Annotated in this window: 13 protein-coding genes; 5 read left to right on the top strand and 8 right to left on the bottom strand. The window is 65.1% G+C overall.

Annotated features, from left to right (window positions below; genetic code table 11):
* Window positions 1–19: 19 nt before the first annotated feature.
* Window positions 20–931, bottom strand: coding sequence for a LysR substrate-binding domain-containing protein (locus tag AB3G31_RS14270; RefSeq protein WP_367846745.1), 912 nt, complete (start codon window positions 929–931; stop codon window positions 20–22).
* A 110-nt stretch (window positions 932–1,041) separates the two neighbouring features.
* On the opposite strand from AB3G31_RS14270, the gene ilvD reads away from it, so the two are divergent.
* Entirely contained in the window at window positions 1,042–2,736 is a 1,695-nt protein-coding gene (gene ilvD, locus AB3G31_RS14275; protein WP_367846746.1) for a dihydroxy-acid dehydratase, read from the top strand.
* Between the two features lie 220 nt (window positions 2,737–2,956).
* Here the strand turns inward: ilvD and AB3G31_RS14280 are convergent, their stop codons facing one another.
* On the bottom strand, window positions 2,957–3,199 hold the full coding sequence (locus tag AB3G31_RS14280) for a TIGR04438 family Trp-rich protein (protein ID WP_367846747.1): 243 nt from the start codon (window positions 3,197–3,199) through the stop codon (window positions 2,957–2,959).
* Window positions 3,200–3,293: 94 nt separating this feature from the next.
* Between AB3G31_RS14280 and AB3G31_RS14285 the strand changes: the two genes are divergently transcribed.
* Complete coding sequence (locus AB3G31_RS14285) at window positions 3,294–3,599, top strand: c-type cytochrome (RefSeq protein ID WP_367846748.1); 306 nt, start codon at window positions 3,294–3,296, stop codon at window positions 3,597–3,599.
* Window positions 3,600–3,678: 79 nt separating this feature from the next.
* Here the strand turns inward: AB3G31_RS14285 and AB3G31_RS14290 are convergent, their stop codons facing one another.
* Window positions 3,679–4,944: a DUF6445 family protein gene (locus AB3G31_RS14290; RefSeq protein ID WP_367846749.1), complete on the bottom strand. Its 1,266-nt coding sequence runs from the start codon at window positions 4,942–4,944 to the stop codon at window positions 3,679–3,681.
* A gap of 122 nt (window positions 4,945–5,066) precedes the next feature.
* Here AB3G31_RS14290 and AB3G31_RS14295 point away from each other — a divergent pair, with 122 nt between their 5' ends.
* The gene (locus tag AB3G31_RS14295; protein WP_367846750.1) at window positions 5,067–5,570 is read left to right on the top strand and encodes a hypothetical protein; all 504 of its coding nucleotides are present in this window, start codon (window positions 5,067–5,069) and stop codon (window positions 5,568–5,570) included.
* Window positions 5,571–5,643: 73 nt separating this feature from the next.
* On the opposite strand, the gene acs is transcribed toward AB3G31_RS14295, so the two are convergent.
* Window positions 5,644–7,632: an acetate--CoA ligase gene (gene acs, locus AB3G31_RS14300; protein ID WP_367846751.1), complete on the bottom strand. Its 1,989-nt coding sequence runs from the start codon at window positions 7,630–7,632 to the stop codon at window positions 5,644–5,646.
* Between the two features lie 138 nt (window positions 7,633–7,770).
* Between acs and AB3G31_RS14305 the strand changes: the two genes are divergently transcribed.
* Window positions 7,771–8,379: a YqhA family protein gene (locus tag AB3G31_RS14305; RefSeq protein WP_367846752.1), complete on the top strand. Its 609-nt coding sequence runs from the start codon at window positions 7,771–7,773 to the stop codon at window positions 8,377–8,379.
* Here AB3G31_RS14305 and AB3G31_RS14310 read toward each other — a convergent pair whose 3' ends face one another.
* The 4 genes from AB3G31_RS14310 to AB3G31_RS14325 all read right to left on the bottom strand — a co-directional run bounded on the left by AB3G31_RS14310 (window position 8,380) and on the right by AB3G31_RS14325 (window position 16,808).
* On the bottom strand, window positions 8,380–11,619 hold the full coding sequence (locus tag AB3G31_RS14310; protein WP_367846753.1) for an EAL domain-containing protein: 3,240 nt from the start codon (window positions 11,617–11,619) through the stop codon (window positions 8,380–8,382).
* Between the two features lie 111 nt (window positions 11,620–11,730).
* On the bottom strand, window positions 11,731–12,690 hold the full coding sequence (locus AB3G31_RS14315) for an alpha-E domain-containing protein (protein ID WP_367846754.1): 960 nt from the start codon (window positions 12,688–12,690) through the stop codon (window positions 11,731–11,733).
* A gap of 25 nt (window positions 12,691–12,715) precedes the next feature.
* Window positions 12,716–14,233 (bottom strand): circularly permuted type 2 ATP-grasp protein, encoded by a 1,518-nt coding sequence (locus tag AB3G31_RS14320; RefSeq protein ID WP_367846755.1) that lies wholly within the window; start codon window positions 14,231–14,233, stop codon window positions 12,716–12,718.
* 145 nt (window positions 14,234–14,378) lie between these two features.
* The gene (locus AB3G31_RS14325) at window positions 14,379–16,808 is read right to left on the bottom strand and encodes a DNA internalization-related competence protein ComEC/Rec2 (RefSeq protein WP_367846756.1); all 2,430 of its coding nucleotides are present in this window, start codon (window positions 16,806–16,808) and stop codon (window positions 14,379–14,381) included.
* A 218-nt stretch (window positions 16,809–17,026) separates the two neighbouring features.
* On the opposite strand from AB3G31_RS14325, the gene AB3G31_RS14330 reads away from it, so the two are divergent.
* Entirely contained in the window at window positions 17,027–20,626 is a 3,600-nt protein-coding gene (locus tag AB3G31_RS14330; RefSeq protein WP_367846757.1) for a DUF2126 domain-containing protein, read from the top strand.
* Window positions 20,627–20,789 lie beyond the last annotated feature (163 nt).

A 20,789-nucleotide genomic window follows, 5' to 3' on the forward strand; every position in this document is an offset into this window, starting at 1 on the left:
GCAGCTATTAAAAACAGAGCTATTGCGCCACAAAGGCAACGAAGCGCTCCAGTGCCGGGCTGGTGTGGGCGGCAGACCAGACCAGGCTGGTTTCGCACCCCGGCAGCGCCACTGCACTTTTGCCCTTTTTGCCCGGCTCCACACTGCGGTACACCACCCCCGGCCGCTGGAACTGCGTCACGCTGTGCGGCACCCAGGCGCAGCCCAGCCCGGCGGACACCAGGTTGACGATGGTCTGCATCTGGATGGCCTCTTGCGCGACCGTGGGCAGGTGCCCGGCGGCGTGGTAGGCGGCAAAGATCGCGTCATACAGCGAGGGCACGCTGCGGCGCGGAAAGATCACCAGCGGCGCGTCCAGCACGGCCGCCAGCGTCAGCCGGGGCCGTGCCCCCAGGGCGTGCTGCTCGGGCACGGCCAGCACCAGCGGCTCCTGGTGCACGGTGTGGCGCTCCAGCCCGACCGGGGCGAAACCCGGGGCGTGCAGCATGAAGCCTGCATCCAGTTCACCCCGGGCAAAGGCCTGTAGCTGCACGTCGCCAGTGGCCTCCACCAGCTCCATCTGCACCTGCGGGTACAGGGCCCGAAAGCCGCGCACCCACTGCGGCAGCAACGCAAATCCCACGGTAGACACAAAGGCCAGCCGCAGGCGGCCCAGCTCGCCCGCCGCTGCCGCCCGGGCGTGTTCGGGCAAGGCCTGGGCGCGGGCCAGCAGGTCCAGCACTTCGGGCAGCAGCGCCCGCCCGGTGGCGGTGAGCTGCACGCTGCGCTTGGTACGGTCGAACAGGCGCACGGCCAGGCGCTTTTCCAGCAGGGCGATGGCCTGCGTCAGCGGCGGCTGGGTCATGTGCAGGCGCTGGGCGGCGCGGCCAAAGTGCAGCGCGTCGGCGAGCACGGCAAACTGGTTCCACAGCCTTAGTTCGATGTCATTCATATGCACAGCATATTAATACGCACTGAAAAATAGATTGGACCCGATTTTTCGCCCGTAGCATACTCAGCGCTGCCAAAAAAATACCTCCCCACGACACAAAGAGACCCTCCATGGAAACCAAACCCATCGTTTTGAACCCCCGCTCCAAGAACATCACCGAAGGCAAGTCGCGCGCGCCCAACCGCTCGATGTACTACGCCATGGGCTACGAAGAGGCGGATTTCAAGAAGCCCATGGTCGGCGTGGCCAATGGCCACAGCACCATCACGCCCTGCAACAGCGGTCTGCAAAAGCTCACCGACGCGGCCATCGCGGCGATTGAAGCCGCCGGTGCCAACGCCCAGGTGTTCGGCACGCCCACCATCTCCGACGGCATGGCCATGGGCACCGAAGGCATGAAGTACAGCCTGGTCAGCCGCGAAGTCATCAGCGACTGCATCGAGACCTGCGTGCAGGGCCAGTGGATGGACGGCGTGCTGGTGGTCGGCGGCTGCGACAAGAACATGCCCGGCGGCCTGATGGGCATGCTGCGCGCCAACGTACCCGCCATCTATGTGTACGGCGGCACCATCCTGCCCGGCCACTACAAGGGCAAAGACCTGAACATCGTCAGCGTGTTCGAAGCCGTGGGCGAAAACGCCGCCGGCCGCATGAGCGACGAAGACCTGCTGCAAATCGAGCGCCGCGCCATCCCCGGCACGGGCTCCTGCGGCGGCATGTACACGGCCAACACCATGTCCAGCGCGTTCGAGGCTTTGGGCATCAGCCTGATCTACTCGTCCACCATGGCGAACCCGCACGACGAGAAGCTGAACTCGGCGCAGGAATCGGCCCGCGTGCTGGTCGAGGCCATCAAAAAAGACCTGAAACCCCGCGACATCGTGACCCGCAAGTCCATCGAAAATGCCGTGGCCGTGATCATGGCCACCGGTGGCTCGACCAACGCGGTGCTGCACTTTTTGGCCATCGCCCATGCAGCCGAAGTGGAATGGACGATTGACGACTTCGAGCGCGTGCGCGTCAAGACCCCCGTGCTGTGCGACCTGAAGCCCAGCGGCAAATACCTGGCCGTGGACCTGCACCGCGCAGGCGGCATCCCCCAGGTCATGAAGACGCTGCTGGCCGCCGGACTGCTGCACGGCGACTGCATCACCATCACCGGCCAGACCGTGGCCGAAGTGCTGGCCGACATCCCGGACGTGCCGCGTGCCGACCAGGACGTGATCCGCCCCATCACCAACCCCATGTACGCCCAGGGCCACCTGGCCATCCTCAAGGGCAACCTGTCGCCCGAAGGCGCAGTGGCCAAGATCACCGGCCTGAAGCGCCCGGTGATGACCGGCCCGGCCCGCGTGTTTGACGACGAGCAGTCGGCCCTGAAAGCCATTCTGGACAACAAGATCGTGGCGGGCGACGTGATGGTGCTGCGCTACCTGGGCCCCAAGGGCGGCCCCGGCATGCCCGAAATGCTGGCCCCCACCGGCGCGCTGGTCGGCCAAGGCCTGGGCGAGTCGGTCGGCCTGATCACCGACGGCCGCTTCTCCGGCGGCACCTGGGGCATGGTGGTCGGCCATGTGGCCCCCGAGGCTGCGGTGGGTGGCACCATTGCCTTCATCGAGGAAGGCGACTCCATCACCATCGACGCGCACCAGTTGCTGCTGCAACTCAACGTGAGCGACGCAGTGATCGCCCAGCGCCGCGCCGCCTGGACCGCCCCCAAGCCCCGCTACACCCGTGGCGTGCAGGCCAAGTTTGCGTTCAACGCCTCCACCGCCAGCAAGGGCGCGGTGCTCGACGCGTATTGATCTGGTGTCGCGTCATGCATGATCTGTCGGTGTGCACTCGCTCTCGACGCGCATTGCGTCGTTGCTGTCCTTGCCCAGGCTTCAGGATGGGCTGCGGCCCGCGCCTAGCACTGCACGCCGATAGCCTTGCGCAAACACGACACACCACGCATGACGCGACACTAGGCCATTGAAAAAGCCCAGGGCAGCAATGCCCTGGGCTTTTTTTGTGGCCGAGACCTCAGCGCGGGGTTTTGCGCTTGGTGCCCATGGCTTCCTTGTTTTTGTCGATGCGCGCCTGCTTGCGCGCTTCCTCGCGCTGCATCACTTTGCGCTTGGTGTAGCCTGTGGTGTCGGCCCACCACCACCACAGCACGGCCGCCATGAACGGCGACAGCACCACCGTCCAGCTCCAGCCCACCACGGGCGCGATGGCCAGGTACTTCAGCACCACCAGCAGCAATCCAATTCCCAAAAACAACATGTCGCACTCCTGCTGGGCTTAGCTTTTGCACAACTGCAAGCAGCGGCACCGCCCGATAAAATTATTCACTGTACCCCACACCCGAAAGAAAAAAATGAGACAAGCCCTGTTTACTTTGGCGCTGGTTGCCGCCTGCTGCAGCCCGGCTCTGGCCAACATGGAGCTGGCCAAGGCGAAGAACTGCCTGGGCTGCCACGCGGTGGACAGCAAACTGGTCGGTCCGGCCTTCAAGGACGTAGCCGAAAAGTACCGGGGCGACAAGGCCGCCGCCGCGCAACTGGCGCTGAAAATCCGCCAGGGCGGCTCTGGCGTGTGGGGGCCCATGGCCATGCCCGCCAATGCCCAGGTGAACGAGGCCGATGCCAAGAAGCTGGCTGCGTGGGTGCTTTCGCTGAAGTAAATCTGCCCCTCCAGAATATGGGTCTTTCAGGCCCCTAGCGCTTATGAGACAAGCGCAAGCAGCTCCTAAAAATAGAGCATCAGCCCGCCATCTGAAAATGGAACAATTGCACCAGCCGCCCGTTCTCCGGCTGGTTGCCAAACAGCTCGCTCACCGCGTGGAAGTAGTCGCTGCGAAAGACGACCAGCCGGTTGAAGCGCATCGGCACCTCGAATAACCATTCCCAGCGGCCATCGCGCTGCGCCCGCCACTGGGCAAACGGCTGGAGCTTGTTGGGCGGCAGGTGGCGTTTCTGGAAGTCCAGCAGGCTGGCAAATCCGCCCGCCTGCACGTCCGCCGCTTCCGGGCGGCGCGCCAGGCCGGTGGCGCGGTGGCGGTAAAAGCTGGTGCCACCCTGGCAGTCTTCTGGCAGGCTCAGGTACAGCACGCCGCCAAAAATATGCGGCAGCGTGGGGCTGTCCACATGCACATCGGCACGGGCCTCATCGGTAGCCAGGCTGACGCGCAAAGCCCCGTGGTCGGGCGAGTCCCATTTGACAGTGCGGCCCAGCGCGTCGGCAATGCGCTGCATGGTGGCACCGCAGGGCTGGGCGGCGGTTTGCACGCCGGGGAACACGCCGTTGGCCAGCAGCTGGGTGCGCTGGCGGCACAGGGCCAGGGCCTGCGCCCGAAAGGCCAGCGGGTCGTCCAGAAAATCGTCGATCACCAGCAGGTCGCGCTCCTGGCAGGCGGCGGCCAGGTCGACACCGGGCGCGGCGCGCAGTGCCTCCAGCGGCGGCGGCACGGGATGGGACGCGCGGGGTTCGGCATAGCCCAGGTTCAGGCGCTGCGCCACCTGGGCATCGCCCAGCGCCAGGGCGTGCTGGCGGCTGGCCTGGGCCTCGGGCAGGGCCCAGCGCTGGTGTTGCAACTGGGCCAGCGCCTCGTGCCAGACGGCCTGCTGGCCATCCAGCGCCACGGCGGCGGCATAGCAACGTTCGGCCTCGGCGTACCGGCTTAGCTGGATCTGCAAAGCGCCCAGCTGGGCCAGCGCCTGCGGGTCCACCGGCTCCACAGCGCAGGCGGCTTCCAGCTCCGCGCAGGCCTGGTCGGTTTGCCCCTGCTGTGCCAGCACCTGTGCCAGTTCCAGGCGGAAGGCGACGGCGGCAGGCGCCAGGGCGATGGCCTGGCGCACCAGCGGCACACCCAGCGCGGCCATGCCCATGGCCACGTAGGCCATGCCCATCAAGTGCAGGGCCTCGGGGTGCCGGGGCTGCTCTTGCAGCGCCTGCTGGTAGCAGGCAAACGCCTGGTTGGTGCGACCCTGCGCCTGGTGCGCGCGGCCCTGGTGCAACAGTTTGGACATCCTCATGCCGCCTCCGCCATGGCTTGCTTGTAGACCGGACCCACCCCCGAACCCCTCATGCTGGACTCCTTTGTGCGCCGCCACTGTACCGCAGCGCGGGCTGGCGATAATCGGCACCCACCATGATCGACCTCCCCTCTCTTGTACAGCTTCCCCCGGGCCTCGTCGCCATCACTGGCGCGGAAGGCAGCGGTAAAACCCATTACTTACGCCACCTGGGTGCAGGCGGTGCGCAGGGGCTGGACCTGGCCTTGCCCGGCCAGGATGGCCAGACGCCGCAAGCAATCTGGGACGCGCTGCAACACCGCAGCCCGCAATGGGATGCCGCGCTGCACCAGCAGTTGGTAGAGAGCTTGCTGCTGCAGCCCCACCTGGGCAAGCAGCTGTACATGCTGTCCGCAGGCAGCCGGCGCAAGGTCGCGCTGGCGGGTTTACTGGCCTGCGGGGCGGTGGTGACCTGCCTGGACCAGCCCTACGCCGCGCTGGACGGGGCTTCGATCCGGGTCGTCAACGACTATCTGGCAAGGGGTGCCGACCACCCCACCCGCACCTGGGTGGTGGCCGACTACGAGGCCCACCCGCAGCTGCCTTGGCGGCAGGTGGTTTTACTGGATGGCAGCCGCTGAACGGGTCGCTATTATTTCAGTAGCTGCTCACGCCCATGGAATAAGCGTGAACAGCCTGAAAGGCTTATAAACCTCAATACGCGTGACCCAGCTGGCCCAGGATGGCCGGGTTCTCCAGCGTGGAGGTGTCTTGCGTCACCGCCTCGCCCTTGGCCAGGTTGCGCAGCAGGCGGCGCATGATCTTGCCGCTGCGGGTCTTGGGCAGGTTTTCGCCGAAGCGGATGTCCTTGGGCTTGGCGATGGGGCCAATTTCCTTGGCCACCCAGGCACGCAGCTCGTTGGCGATCTTCTTGGCTTCGTCGCCGGTGGGGCAGCCGCGCTTCAAGACCACAAAGGCGCAGATGGCCTCGCCGGTCAGGTCGTCGGGACGGCCCACCACGGCGGCTTCGGCCACCAGGGAGGTGTGCGATACCAGGGCGGATTCAATCTCCATGGTGCCCATGCGGTGGCCGGACACGTTCAGCACATCGTCGATACGGCCGGTGATACGGAAGTAGCCACGGTCTTCGCTGCGCACCGCGCCGTCGCCGGCCAGGTAGATGGTGCCGCCCATTTCTTCGGGGAAGTAGCTCTTCTTGAAGCGGTCGGGGTCGTTCCAGATGGTGCGGATCATGCTGGGCCAGGGGCGCTTGACCACCAGCAAACCGCCGGTGCCGTTGGGCAGATCGTTGCCGACCTCGTCGACGATGGCGGCCATGATGCCGGGCAGCGGCAGCGTGCAGCTACCGGGCACCAGCGGCGTGGCACCGGGCATGGGCGACATCATGTGGCCGCCGGTTTCGGTCTGCCAGAAGGTGTCCACGATGGGGCAACGCTCGTGGCCGACGTTCTTGTAGTACCACATCCAGGCTTCGGGATTGATGGGCTCGCCCACCGAACCCAGGATGCGCAGGCTGTCCAGGTTCGAGCGGTCGGGGTGGACCTTTTCGTCGGCCTCGGCGGCCTTGATCAGCGAACGGATGGCGGTGGGCGCGGTGTAGAAAATCGTGCACTTGTGGCGCTCGATCATCTGCCAGAAGCGCCCGGCGTTCGGGTAGGTGGGGATGCCTTCAAAGATGATTTGCGTGGCACCTGCTGCCAGCGGGCCGTAGGCCACGTAGGTGTGGCCGGTGATCCAGCCGATGTCGGCGGTGCACCAGAACACATCGTCTGGCTTCAGATCGAAGGTCCAGTCCATCGTCAGCTTGGCCCACAGCAGATAGCCGCCGGTGCTGTGCTGCACACCCTTGGGTTTGCCGGTGGAGCCGGAGGTATAGAGGATGAACAGCGGGTGTTCGGCACCCACGGGCACCGGCGGGCAGTCGGTGCTTTGGCCGGCGGTGGCCTGGGCAAAGGTCTGGTCGCGACCGGCGACCATGGCGCAGGCGGTGGCGGTGCGCTCGTACACAAACACGTTCTTGATCGACTCGCAGCCGCCCATGGCGATGCCTTCATCGACGATGGCTTTGAGTGGCAGCTCTTTGCCACCGCGCATCTGGTAGTTGGCGGTGACCACGGCCACGGCACCGGCATCGATGATGCGTTCGTTCAGGGCCTTGGACGAGAAGCCGCCGAACACCACGCTGTGGGTGGCACCGATGCGGGCGCAGGCCTGCATGGCGATCACGCCTTCGAGCGTCATGGGCATGTAGACCAGCACGCGGTCGCCCTTTTGGATGCCTGCGGCCTTGAGGGCGTTGGCAAACTGGCTGACCTGTGTGAGTAACTCTTTGTAAGTGGTCTTTTTGACCGTGCCGTCGTCGGCTTCGAAGATCACCGCCGTCTTGTTTTCGGTCGGCGTGCCCATGTGCTTGTCCAGGCAGTTGGCCGAGGCATTGAGCTCGCCGTCGGCAAACCACTGGTAGAACGGCGCATTGGACTCGTCCAGGGTCTGGGTGAAGGGCTTGTTCCACAGCACGTTTTCGCGTGCCAGACGGGCCCAGAAGCCTTCGAAGTCGCTGGCCGCCTCGGCGCACAGGGCGTTGTAGCCGTCCATGCCACTGATGCGGGCCGATTTTTGCATCGCCTCGCTGGGGGGGAACACGCGGTTTTCAATCAACACGGACTCGATGGCAGAACTCATGGGTTTGTCTCCTCAATGGGTGGATTAGTGAACGGTATTAATGTCGGCCCTGGCTCTTACGTATTGCTGACTTAGAAAAACAGTACAAACCCTGATCCTACAATCCTGCTTTGCAATTAACGCCCCCAAACCCCAAAAATGTCCGAATCCAGCCCGCCAAAATCCAAGCCGCTCAGCCCCTTGCCCCGTTTCATTTTTGCGAGCCGTTGGCTGCAGTTGCCGCTGTATCTGGGCCTGATTGCGGCCCAGGCGGTGTATGTGGTGCACTTTCTGGTGGAGCTGCTGCATTTGGTGGAGGCGGCTTTTGGCAGCCAGACGGCGCTGGAGGCCCTGGTCCACAGCATTGGCTACAAAGACGCGGTGGTGCCCAGCGCGCTCAATGAGACCATCATCATGCTGGTGGTGCTGGCGCTGATCGACGTGGTGATGATCTCCAACCTGCTGATCATGGTGATCGTGGGCGGCTACGAGACCTTTGTGAGCCGCATGGACCTGGAAGGCCACCCCGACCAGCCCGAATGGCTGAGCCATGTGAACGCCTCGGTGCTGAAGGTCAAGCTGGCCATGGCCATCATCGGCATCTCGTCCATCCACCTGCTGAAGACCTTCATCAACGCGGCCAACTACGATGCCAAGGTGCTGATCGCGCAGACCGGCATCCACGTGGTGTTCCTGCTCAGCGCACTGGCCATCGCCTACACCGACAAGCTGCTGACCGCCACCTACAACGCAGCGCGGCACGACTAGTCACACAGCGCCGGGCGCCGGGTGGATGCGCCGCCGCTCGGGCCGCGGCTTGCGGTCTTGCAGCCATGGCACAAAGGCCTCGGCCGGCATCGGACGCGCAAAGTAGTAGCCTTGCAGCTCGTCGCAGGCCAGGGCCTTGAGCTGGCCCGCCTCCTCGGCCAGTTCCACCCCTTCGGCCACCACCTTCAGGCCCAGCGTGTGGCCCAGGGCGATGATGGCGCGGATGATGGCCAGGTCGGTCGGGTCGGTCAGCATGTCGCGCACAAACGACTGGTCGATTTTCAGCTTATCGATGGCAAACCGCTTGAGGTAGGCCAGGCTGGAATAGCCCGTACCAAAGTCGTCGATCGACAGCGCCACACCCAGGGCTTTGAGCGCCGCCAGTTGCTCCACCGCCAGGCTGGTGTTGTCCATCAGCACCGATTCGGTGATCTCCAGCTCCAGCGCGGCCGGTGCGATGCCATGGTCTTGCAGGCACTGCCGGATCTGCGCCACCAAAGTGGCATCGGCCAACTGCAGGGCCGACAGGTTTACCGATACCGTCAACGCGGCAAAACCCTGTGCCTGCCACTGCGCCAGTTGCCCGCAGGCCTGTTGCAGCACCCAGGCGCCGATGGGACGGATCAGCCCGGTTTCCTCGGCCACCGGGATGAACCGGGCGGGCGACACCGAACCCAGCACAGGATTGTCCCAGCGCAGCAAGGCTTCGGCCCCCACCACGTCAAGGGTCTGGGCGTGGACCTTGGGCTGGAAGTGCAGGCTGAACTCGCCGCGCTCCAGGGCGTGGCGCAGTTGTTGCTCCAACGCCTGCCGCCGCAGGGCCAGCTGCTCGATCTCGGGCTCGTAAAAGCGGGCCATGTCGCGCCCGGCCGTTTTGGCCGCGTACATGGCGGCGTCGGCGCGGCGCATCAGCAGGGGCAGGTCCAGGCCGTCGTCCGGGTACAGCGCAATGCCCACGCTGCACGACACCTGCAGGTCGTGGCCATCGACATGGTGGGTTTGGCGGATCAGCGGAATCAGGCGGCGCTCGACCGTGTGCCGCACCTCGTCGGGCCCGGCCACGCCGCGCAGGATCACCACGTATTCATCACCCCCCAGGCGGCTCACGGTGTCGATGCTGCGCACCGCCTGGCTTAGACGGCTGGCCACCGAGCGCAGCACGCCGTCCCCAATGTGGTGGCCCAGGGTGTCGTTGATGTTCTTGAACCGGTCCAGGTCGATGAACAGCACGGCCACCTGTTCGCCGCTGCGCTGCGCGGCATCGATCGCGGCCTCCAGCCGGACCACGCACAGCGCCCGGTTGGGCAGCTCGGTCAAGACATCGTGCTGGGCCAGAAACTGCACCCGCGCCTCGGTGCGCTTGCGGTCGGTGATGTCCACCGAGATGCCGATGTACTGCGACACCGCACCAAAATGCGAGCCGTCGCGTACCGCCGAAATCATCAGCCAGGCCGGGTAGGTTTCGCCCGAGCGTTTGCGGAAATGCACCTCGCCCTGCCAGGCATCGCGGTCCTGCGACAGGTTATTGAGGCTCTGCGCCATGGTCGCTGCCTGGGTGCCGTCCAACAGCACGCTCAACGGCTCGCCAATCACCTCGTAGAAGTCGTAGGAGGTGCTGCGGCAAAACGCCCGGTTGACGCTCAGGATCTTTTGCTGCCCGTCCATGATGATGATGCTCTCGCTGGAGGCCTCGAACACCTTGGCCCAGAGCTCCAGGCGGCGCTCCATCACCTTGAGCACATTGATTGGCGTAAAGGCGGTGAGCACCGCGTCGCGGCCCTGGAACTGCAGCCTGCGCGCCGACAGCACGGCCCACGAGGGCTCGGCCCCGCCCAGCCAGCGCACCTCGAATTCATCCACCTTGCCCTGGTCCGACAGCTGCTGGAAGAACCGCGCGCGCACGCCCGGCTCCAGCCCGGTGCGCCAGGGGTCGCGGGTCTGCGCGGCCAGCCACGGCAGGGCCGGGGCGTTGGCGTGCAGCACCTCGTGGTCGGGCACCGAGGTGACCACCAATGCAATCGGAATCGCCTCTACCAGCGCCTGCTGGGCCTGGGCGGCGCGGCTGCGGGCGGCCGCCTCTTGCCCGGCCAGGCGCTGCTGGTCCAGCTGGGCCAGCATGCCATTGAAGGCGGTGACCAGCTGGCCGATTTCGTCGCGGCTGTGCCACACGGCCCGGCGCGAATGGTCGCCGGTCTGGCGCACCGCATCGGCCACCGCGGCCAGATTGGTCAAGGGGCGGGCAATCTGGCGGGCCACGGCATACACCAGGCTCAAGATGCAGCTCAGCAGCAGGAAGGCCGTGCCCAGGTGCAGCCACATGCGCTCGAATAGCGCGTCCACCCGTTCGTGCAGCAAGCGGTCCAGATCGGCAGCGGTGCGGACCCAGGCCTCGGTCAGCGCCAGCAGCGAATCGCCGTAGTGTTGTTGCAGCAGCTCCAGGTTGTGGGGGTTGGCATCGCCATCGGCCAGCAGCTGCACCGCCGCCAAAAACCCGCCCAGCCGGGCCTCCAGCACGGTGCGGCTGGCCTGCAGCGCGGCGCGTTGCGCCGGGGTGCCTGCGGCAAAGGCCTGGTTGTAGTCGGAGCGGATGCCCAGGACCACGGCATCCAACCGCCCGGCCAAAATCAGCAGCTCGGTGCGCCGGTCTTGCACGCCCGACGGAATGGCCACCGCCGAAGGCGCCGTGGGCAGGATGCGGATGGTGTCGTTGAGCACCTCCAGCAGCTCGGGAAAGCGCAGCACCACCAGCGACATGGCGTAGTAGCTGTCCAGGTCCGGGTCGAGGATCAGGTTGGACTGGTTGCCCACGGTGGTCAGCAGCTCGCGGGCTTGGCGCAGCATGAATTTGAGAGCGTTTTGGTGCTCGGGCGGGCGGGTCTCGGCGTTGAGCTGCTGCCAGCTATCGACAAAGGCCTTGCTGGCCTGGGCGGTCTGCAGGCTGTCGTCGTGGCTGACGCGCAAGCGGTCCAGCCGCAGCAAGGCCACCGATGCCGGTAATGCACCACTTTGGGGCGATAGAAAGGGCTGCATGAGCACGTCGCGCACCGCCACGCTGTAGGCCGTGCCGACGATCTCTTTGCGGGTGAAATCGATGGACTGGAATTTCTCGTGGATCAGGATGCTCGACACGTAGATGACCGCAGTCAGGTCGAGCAGGTAAATCAGCGTGAGCTTGCGCCCCACGCTCAGGCGACCCAGCCAGCGGGTAAAGATATGGGCGGGGTTAAGGCCTAGCGGCACAACTTGCGCACACGCGGTTTCCCGACAACATGGGCACGGCACCGCACAGCCCCGTGGGGCTGTGCGGTGCGTGTTTGTGTTTCACAGATACGGGTGCCGCACCATCGCATCTCAGGTGGTCACCGGCACCAGGAATTCGCGGCTGATGTGCGCGCCCAGTTCATTGACACGGTCCAGAAACTGCGTCAGATAGGCGTGCAGTCCGGTGGCCAGGATTTCGTCGATGCGGGCAAACTGCAGGTCGGCGCGCAGCTTGCCAGCGCGGCGCAGGGTTTCGCTGTTCGGGTTGTTGGACACCAGCGACAGGTTGCTCAGCACTTCATTCAGGCTGCCATGCAAGGAGCGCGGCATGTCGGCACGCAGGATCAGCAGCTCGGCCACGCGCTCGGGTTTGATCACGTCGCGGTAGACCTTGCGGTACACCTCGAAGCCCGAGACGCTGCGCAAAATAGCGCTCCAGTGGTAGAAGTCGTACTCTTGGTCCTTCTCGCTGGCGGCACCGAAAAAGTCGCTTTGCACGGCGTGGAACTTCACGTCCACCAGGCGCGCGGTGTTGTCGGCCCGCTCCAGAAAGGTGCCCAGGCGGGTGAAGTGGAAAGCCTCGTCCTGCAGCATGGTGCCCAGCGTGACACCGCGCGACAGGTGCGAGCGGAACTTGACCCACTCGAAGAATTGCGCCGGGTCGGTCTCGAACTCACCTGCCTTGAGCATGCGGTTCACATCCAGCCAGGTGGTGTTGAGCGTTTCCCAGACTTCGGTGGTCAGGGTACCGCGTACCGCACGGGCGTTTTCCCGGGCGGCCCGCAGGCAGGAGATGATGGAAGACGGGTTTTCTTCGTCCTTGACCATGAACTCCATCACCGCCTTGGAGGTGATTTCGCCATGCTTGGCCAGGTAGGGTTGCAGCAGTTCGCTAATCGATAGCAGGCCTTGCAAGCCCACCTGGGCGACGGCGGCCGACTGGGGCAGGAGCGCGGTTTGGTAATTGATGTCGAGCATACGGGCGGTGTTCTCCGCGCGCTCGGTGTAACGGGACATCCAGAAGAGATGGTCGGCGGTGCGTGACAGCATGTTTATTGTTCCTGTGGTCTGTTGTCTACGATTGGGACTGGATTTGGGTTTCTGCGGGAATCACCGGCACCGTGGCGGGCACGGCATCGTCTTCCAGAATCCAGGTGTCCTTGGTGCCGCCGCCTTGCGATGAGTTGACCACCAGAGAGCCTTCTTTCAGCGCCACGCGGGTCAGGCCGCCGGGCACGGTTTGCACGGTCTTGGCCGACAGCACGTAGGGGCGCAGGTCGATGTGGCGCGGGGCGATGCCGCTTTCCACAAAGGTGGGGCAACTGGACAGGCTGAGCGTGGGCTGGGCAATGTAGCCGCTGGGGTTGGCCAGCAGCGCCGCGCGGAACTCCTCGATCTCGGCCTTGGTGGAGGCCGGGCCGACCAGCATGCCGTAACCACCCGCGCCGTGCACTTCCTTGACCACGAGGTCCTTGAGGTTGGCCAGGGTGTACTTCAGGTCGTCCGGGTTGCGGCACATGAAGGTGGGCACGTTGTTCAGAATGGGTTTTTCACCCAGGTAGAACTCGATCATCTTGGGCACGTAGGGGTAGATCGACTTGTCGTCGGCCACGCCGGTGCCCACGCCGTTGCAGATGGTCACATTGCCTGCGGTGTAGGCGGCCATCAGGCCGTCGCAGCCCAGGGTGGAAGTGGGGCGGAACACCTGTGGATCGAGGTAGTCGTCGTCCACGCGGCGGTAGATCACGTCTACGCGCTTCGGGCCGCGGGTGGTGCGCATGTAGCAGAACTTGTCTTTGACAAAAAGGTCTTGCCCTTCAACCAGCTCGACACCCATTTGCTGGGCCAGGAAGGCGTGTTCGAAGTAGGCGCTGTTGTACATGCCGGGGGTCAGCACCACCACCGTGGGGTCGGACGTGGCAGCCGGGGCCGAGGCGCGCAGGGTCTCCAGCAGCAAATCGGGGTAGTGGGCCACGGGCGCCACGCGGTGGCTGTTGAACAGGTCGGGGAAAAGCCGCATCATCATCTTGCGGTCTTCCAGCATGTAGCTCACACCGCTGGGCACGCGCAGGTTGTCTTCGAGCACGTAGTACTCGCCGTTGCCCTGGGCATCGGGGGCACGCACGATGTCGACGCCGGAGATGTGCGAGTAGACGTTATTGGGCACGTCCACGCCCATCATTTCGGGGCGGAACTGGGCGTTGTTGATGACCTGGTCGCGCGGGATGATGCCGGCTTTCAGAATCTCCTGGTCGTGGTACACGTCGTGGATGAACCGGTTCAAGGCGGTGACGCGCTGCACCAGGCCCTTTTCCATGCTGCCCCACTCGTGGGCGGGGATGATGCGGGGGATCAGGTCGAAGGGAATCAGTCGCTCGGTGCCCGAGCCGTCTTCGTCTTTGGCGCCGTACACCGCAAAGGTGATGCCGACGCGGCGGAAGATCATCTCGGCTTCTTCTCGGCGCTTGGCCATCATGTCGCCGGGTTGCTTGGCGAGCCAGGCATCGTAGATTTTGTAGTGGTCCCGGATCTGCTTGCCCTCTGAGAAAAACTCGTACGGCAGCCCTGTGTACATCTCGTCAAATTTTTGCATAAATAAGTCCATCTCCTGATACATAAGCATAGCAAGTAGCGCGCCAGGTTGGTGCAAAAACAAGCGGTCGGTGGGGTGTGCGGGCCAGTCCGAGCCTCTGTGCAACCTCCACGGCACCCATCGTAGCGCTGTTTACCGGCGGGTCTTACGGCGGATGGTGCTGCCAGTAGCGCGGATCGTCCTGGCGATCGCAATGCATCTGCGCGGGTGCCGTGGTTTGCCAGCTGGCGGCCCCGCAGTGGCTGCTGTCCACCACCGGAATTCCCCGTGCCTGGTAGCGCTCCAGCACCAGCGGCGCAGGGTGGCCAAACCGGTTGCGGTAACCGGCCTGCACCAGCGCAAAGTGCGGTTGCACCGCGTCGAGAAATGCCGGGCTGCTGGAGGTTTTGCTGCCGTGGTGCGGTACCAGCAAAACGTCGGCCCGCAATGGAACCCGTTGGGCAAGGAGCGCGGCCTCTTGGGGTTGCTCGATATCGGCCACGAGTAACGCCGTGTAAGTGCCGTTGGTGATGCGCAACACGCAGCTCAAAGCGTTGGGTTTTTGCACATTGCCGTAGTCCGTGGCTTGGGGATGCAACACATCGAACTGCACGCCATCCCACGCCCAGCTTTGCCCCGCCATGCAAGGCTGTACCGCCCGCACGGCCTGCAGCGGGTTTCCGGCCTCCACGGAACTCAGCAGCCGGGCCTGCGGCTGGGTGGCCAACAGACTCGCCGCGCCACCACTGTGGTCGCTGTCGCGGTGGCTGACCACCACCGTGTCCACGCGCTCGCCCAGGGCCCGCAGCAACGGCACCAGCACCCGCTGGCCCGCGTCACTGTCCAGCCCGAAGCGCGGGCCGGTGTCGTACACCAGGGTGTGCCCGGCGGTGCGCACCAGTACGGCATTGCCTTGCCCGATGTCGGCGGCCAGCAGCCCAAAATGCCCCATGGGAGGGCGCGGCGTTTGCCACAGCAGCACCGGCAGCAGCAGCGGCACACCCAAAGCCCGCCAGGCCCAGGGCAGGCGCAGCACCAGCAATACCCCGCCTACTATGGCGCTTACGCTCATCCATAAAGCAGGAGCAGCTACGGAAAACGTAGCAAACGGCACAAGCGCCAGCATCTGCAACACCCAGCCCAGTGCGTCGATGGCCAGTGCTGCCGCCTGCCACAGCGGCGGCACCACCATGCCCAGCATGCACAGCGGTGTGACCACCAGCGTCACCCACGGGATCGCCAGCAGATTGGCCAGGAGCCCCACCACCGACACCTGCTGGAACAGCAGCAGCGTCAACGGGGCCAAAGCCAGGGTGATGGTCCACTGCTCTCGCAGCATCAAGCCAAATCGGCCTCCTGTGCTGATGGAATGGGCGTGAGAAGCTCCTGAATCTGTAGCAAAGAGTACGGCCACCGCCACAAAGCTCAGCCAGAACCCGGCCTGCAGCAAGGCATAGGGGTCGACGGCCAGCACCACCGCGCAAGCCAGCAGGCACACCGACGGCCAGGGCCATTGCCGCCCGCCCACCCGCAGCAGGCCCATGGTCGCCAGCATCCAGACGGTGCGCTGCGAGGGCACGCCCCAGCCGCTGAACACCGCGTAGCCCGTGGCCAGCAGCACGCCACCCACCAGCGCCACCTGCGGCACCGGCCAGGCTTCGCCGGCGCGCCAACCTAGTGAATCGCTGCGCCGCCAGAGCCAGCCCACGGCAGCGGCGGCCAGCCAGGCAAACATGGTCACGTGAAGGCCCGAGATGCTCATCAGATGCGCCACACCCGTGGCCCGGAACAGGTCCCAATCGGCCCGTTCGATGGCGTTCTGGTCGCCCACCACCAGCGCGGCGATGACCCCGGCCAGGTGCCGATCCGCCACATGCAGATAAATGCTGTCACGCACCGCCTGCCGGGCGCGCTCCACCGGGTGCTGCCAGGTGTCGGCCAGGCGCTGTGGGGCCACGTCCTTGGGCCCGGCACGCACGCTGCCGGTGGCCTGCACGCCCTGCTCCCACAGCCACAGCTCGTAGTCAAAACCGTGCGGATTGCGCCCGCCGTGCGGCGCCTTCAGGCGCACCGTCATCTGCCAACGCTCCCCGGCGCGCAGGCCATCGGGCTGGCGCTGCAGTTCCCATTGGGTGGCACTGCCGCCCATGCCAAAAGCCAGCATGCCGCTGTACCAGGCCAGGTCGACCACCGGCGGCACAGGCGCAGGTGCGCCATCCAAGCGTGCCGATTCAACTTGCAGACGAAACCGCAGACCTGCCTCGCTGCGCTGTGGCATAGCCACCACAACACCGACCAATTGGACGTCGCGCCCTTCCAGATTCGCGTCCAGCGAGGTGTAAGAAAATGCCACAGCCCGCACGCCGCACAATCCGAACGACAGCACCAGCCCACCCAGCAGTGCCGCCAGCCAACGCAAGGCGCCCGATCCGGCCGCCAGCCAAATTGCTATTTTATTGATAGCTGCCAGCGCAATCAGAATAAGCGCCAGCAGCACAAACAATCCATAGACCCAGCCGGGCCACAGCGCTGCCTGGCCCAATTGCAGGGCTGTGCCGAGCGCCCAGCCCAGCAAACCCGGGGCGACGAGCGCCACGCGTTTGATCTCCGAAGGCCACGGCTTTTGCATAAGGTCATACCCCAATCGCAACAGGTCTGGGCCAGGCAATGGCTCAGGACTTGCTAGTATGGGGGTAGGTCACGGCATTGCCGCAACCACCAGGACTTTCGCGAGACCCTCTGTGCGCCCAGAGGGCGACGCAAAAGGCGCTGCGCAAGTCCCTCCTTATTTTGAAGCCTCTAAGAGACGCATACATGTCCATCCATGCCGCACTGAACCACGTTACGCACTACAAGTACGACCGCCCGGTCAACCTCGGCCCCCAAGTGATTCGGCTGCGCCCAGCGCCCCACTGCCGCAGCAACGTCATCTCTTACTCGCTCAAGATAGAACCCGCTGAGCACTTCATCAATTGGCAGCAAGACCCGTTTGCCAACTACCAGGCCCGCCTGGTCTTCCCCGCCAAAACCACCGAATTCAAGGTCACCGTCGACCTGGTCGTCGAGATGGCGGTGTACAACCCCTTCGACTACTTCCTGGAGCCCGAGGCGCAGCACTTCCCCTTCAAGTACAGCCCCACGCTGCAGGAAGAGCTCTCGCCCTACCTGGTCACCGAGCCCGCCACGCCGCTGGTGCAGGCCTACCTGGACAAGCTGGACTTGAAAAAGCAGCCCACCAACGACTTTCTGGTCGCCATCAACCAGCAAATCCAGAGCGACATCAAGTACCTGATCCGCATGGAGCCCGGCGTGCAAACCCCGGAAGAAACCCTGGAAAAAGCCAGCGGCTCCTGCCGCGACTCCGGCTGGCTGCTGGTGCAACTGCTGCGCCACTGCGGCCTGGCGGCGCGCTTCGTGTCGGGCTACCTGATCCAGCTCACCCCCGACGTCAAGGCCCTGGACGGCCCCAGCGGCACCACGGTCGATTTCACCGACCTGCACGCCTGGTGCGAAGTGTTCCTGCCCGGCGCAGGCTGGGTCGGCCTGGATGCCACCTCCGGCCTGTTCGCAGGCGAAGGCCACATCCCGCTGGCCTGCACGCCCCAGCCGTCCAGCGCTGCGCCCATCGAAGGCGGCGTGGACGAAGCCGAGGTCGAATTTGCCCACCACATGGTGATCACGCGCCTGTACGAATCCCCCCGCGTCACCAAGCCCTACACCGATGAGCAATGGGCCGACATCCTGGCCCTGGGCGAAAAGGTCGATGAAAAGCTGGCCGCGGGCGACGTGCGTCTGACCATGGGCGGCGAGCCCACCTTTGTGGCGGTGAGCGACCGCGACGCCGCCGAATGGAACACCGATGCCCTGGGCCCTACAAAGCGCGCCTTCGCCACCGGCCTGACCCACAAGCTGCGCGACCAGTACGGCCAAGGCGGTTTCCTGCACTTCGGCCAGGGCAAGTGGTACCCCGGCGAGCAACTGCCGCGCTGGGCGCTCAACATCTTCTGGCGTGCGGACGGCCAGCCCGTGTGGCGCAACCCCGACCTGTTTGCCGACGAGCGCGTGCCCTCGCACTACACCAGCGAAGATGCCCGCCGCTTCACCGAGAAGCTGGCCACCAACCTAGGCATCACGCCCAAGTTCATCGTCCCCGCACATGAAGACACCTGGTACTACCTGTGGCGCGAACGCCGCCTGCCGGTGAATGTGGACCCGTTCAACTCCAAGCTCGGCGACGAGATGGAGCGCGCCCGCCTGCGCCGCGTGTTCGAGCAGAAGCTCGATGCCGTCATCGGCTACGTGCTGCCCGTCAAGCCCGCCGATACCAGCCGTGTCGCCGGTCCGGTCTGGACCACCGGCCCCTGGTTCGTGCGCGACGAGCGCATGTACCTGATGCCCGGCGACTCGCCCATGGGCCTGCGCCTGCCCCTGGACTCCCTGCCCTGGGTCAGCGAAGCCGAGTTCCCCTATATGGTGGAGCAAGACCCGTCCATCCCGCGCGAGCCGCTGCCCGAATCCAGCAGCATGTACGCCCGCTATGCGCAGCGCTCGGCCGCCAAACCCGGCGTGTTCACCACGAACATGACCGCCGTTGGCGGACCCGCCCGCCCCGGTGCTGCCACGGCCAGCCCCACCAGCATCCCCACGCTGACCGAACGCGCCACCCTGCCCTTCCAGGCCGGAGTGAACCCGGTGGCCGAAGCCACCCGCCAGCGCCAGGACCAGGTGGCCAGCGCCTACACCGCCGTGCCCCCCCTGGCCAGCGCCCACAGCCCGCTGCAAACCGAGCCCGCCAGCTTCTCCACCCGCGTGCCCGGCAAGAACGAATCGGCCCACTGGCTGACCCGCACCGCGCTGTGCGTGGAAGTGCGCGACCCGCGCCGCGCCAGTGGCCCCAAGGCCGAAGCCGTGGGCGAAAAGTCCGGTGTGCTGTACATCTTCATGCCGCCGCTGGAGATGCTGGAGGACTACCTGGAACTGCTGGCCGCGATTGAAAACACCGCCGAGCAACTGGGCGTGAAGCTGGTGCTGGAAGGCTACCCCCCTCCGCGCGACCCGCGCCTGAAGCTGCTGGCCGTGACCCCCGATCCGGGCGTGATCGAGGTCAACGTGCACCCCGTCGCCACCTGGGGCGAGCTGGTGGCCAACACCGAGTTCCTGTACGAGGCGGCGTTCGAATCGCGCCTGAGCGCCGAGAAGTTCATGACCGACGGCCGCCACATCGGCACCGGTGGTGGCAACCACTTTGTGATGGGCGGCGCCACGCCGGCCGACAGTCCGTTCCTGCGCAAGCCCGAACTGCTGACCAGCATGCTGCTGTACTGGCACAACCACCCGTCTTTAAGCTATTTGTTCAGCGGCATGTTTGTCGGCCCCACCAGCCAGTCACCGCGCGTGGACGAAGCCCGCAACGACCAGCTGTACGAGCTGGAAATCGCCATCGAACAGGTGGCCAAGAACCGCGAAAAATACGGCCAGGACATGCCGCCGTGGATCGTCGACCGCACGCTGCGCAACATCTTGATCGATGCCACCGGCAACACGCACCGCAGCGAGTTCTCCATCGACAAGATGTACTCGCCCGACAGCGCCACCGGCCGCCTGGGCCTGCTGGAACTGCGCGCCTTTGAAATGCCGCCGCACGCCCGCATGAGCATTTCGCAACAGCTGCTGCTGCGCGCCCTGGTGGCCCGCTTCTGGGACAACCCGTACAAGGCACCGGCCACCCGCTGGGGCACCGAGCTGCACGACCGCTTCATGCTGCCGACCTTCATCCAGATGGACTTCCACGATGTGATCGACGAAATGGTGGCCGCCGGCTTTGCCTTCGACCGCAGCTGGTTCGCGCCGCACCTGGAATTCCGTTTCCCGCTGGTGGGCGACGTCAAGAGCAGCGGCATCGAGATGACAGTGCGTAACGCACTGGAACCCTGGCACGTGCTGGGCGAAGAAAACGGCTCCACCGGCACCGCCCGGTATGTCGATTCCTCGCTGGAACGCATCGAGGTGAAGGTCACCGGCATGAACCAAAGCCGCTACGTCATCACCTGCAATGGCCGCGCCATGCCGATGCAGTCCACCGGCACCAACGGTGAGTTTGTGGCCGGTGTGCGCTACCGCGCCTGGAACCCGCCGTCGGCCCTGCACCCCACCATTGGCATCCACGCCCCGTTGACCTTCGACATCGTGGACACCTGGATGAAGCATTCCATCGGCGGCTGCCAGTACTTCGTGAACCACCCCGGTGGCCTGAGCTACGACACCTTCCCGGTCAATGCCTACACCGCCGAGAGCCGCCGCCTGTCGCGTTTCAGCCGCATGGGCCACACGCCCGGCGTGATGCATATCCCGCCCGCGACCATCAACGTGCCGGCCAGCAAAGAGTTCCCGTTCACACTCGATTTGCGCCGGTAAACAGCGCCTGGTAGCACAGAAGCTGCTCCGCACGGGGCGGCTTCTGTGCTTATGTTTTTATCACATACTTCCCTCCATTATTGACGTCCTTCAGCGCTCCGTAAGTCCCATTTCTGGTGTGACAATCGGGTGACACGTGGAAAACAAGACCCCCCCCCTTTTT

It is taken from the genome of Rhodoferax sp. WC2427 (genome assembly GCF_040822085.1).
Classification (GTDB): domain Bacteria; phylum Pseudomonadota; class Gammaproteobacteria; order Burkholderiales; family Burkholderiaceae_C; genus Rhodoferax_B.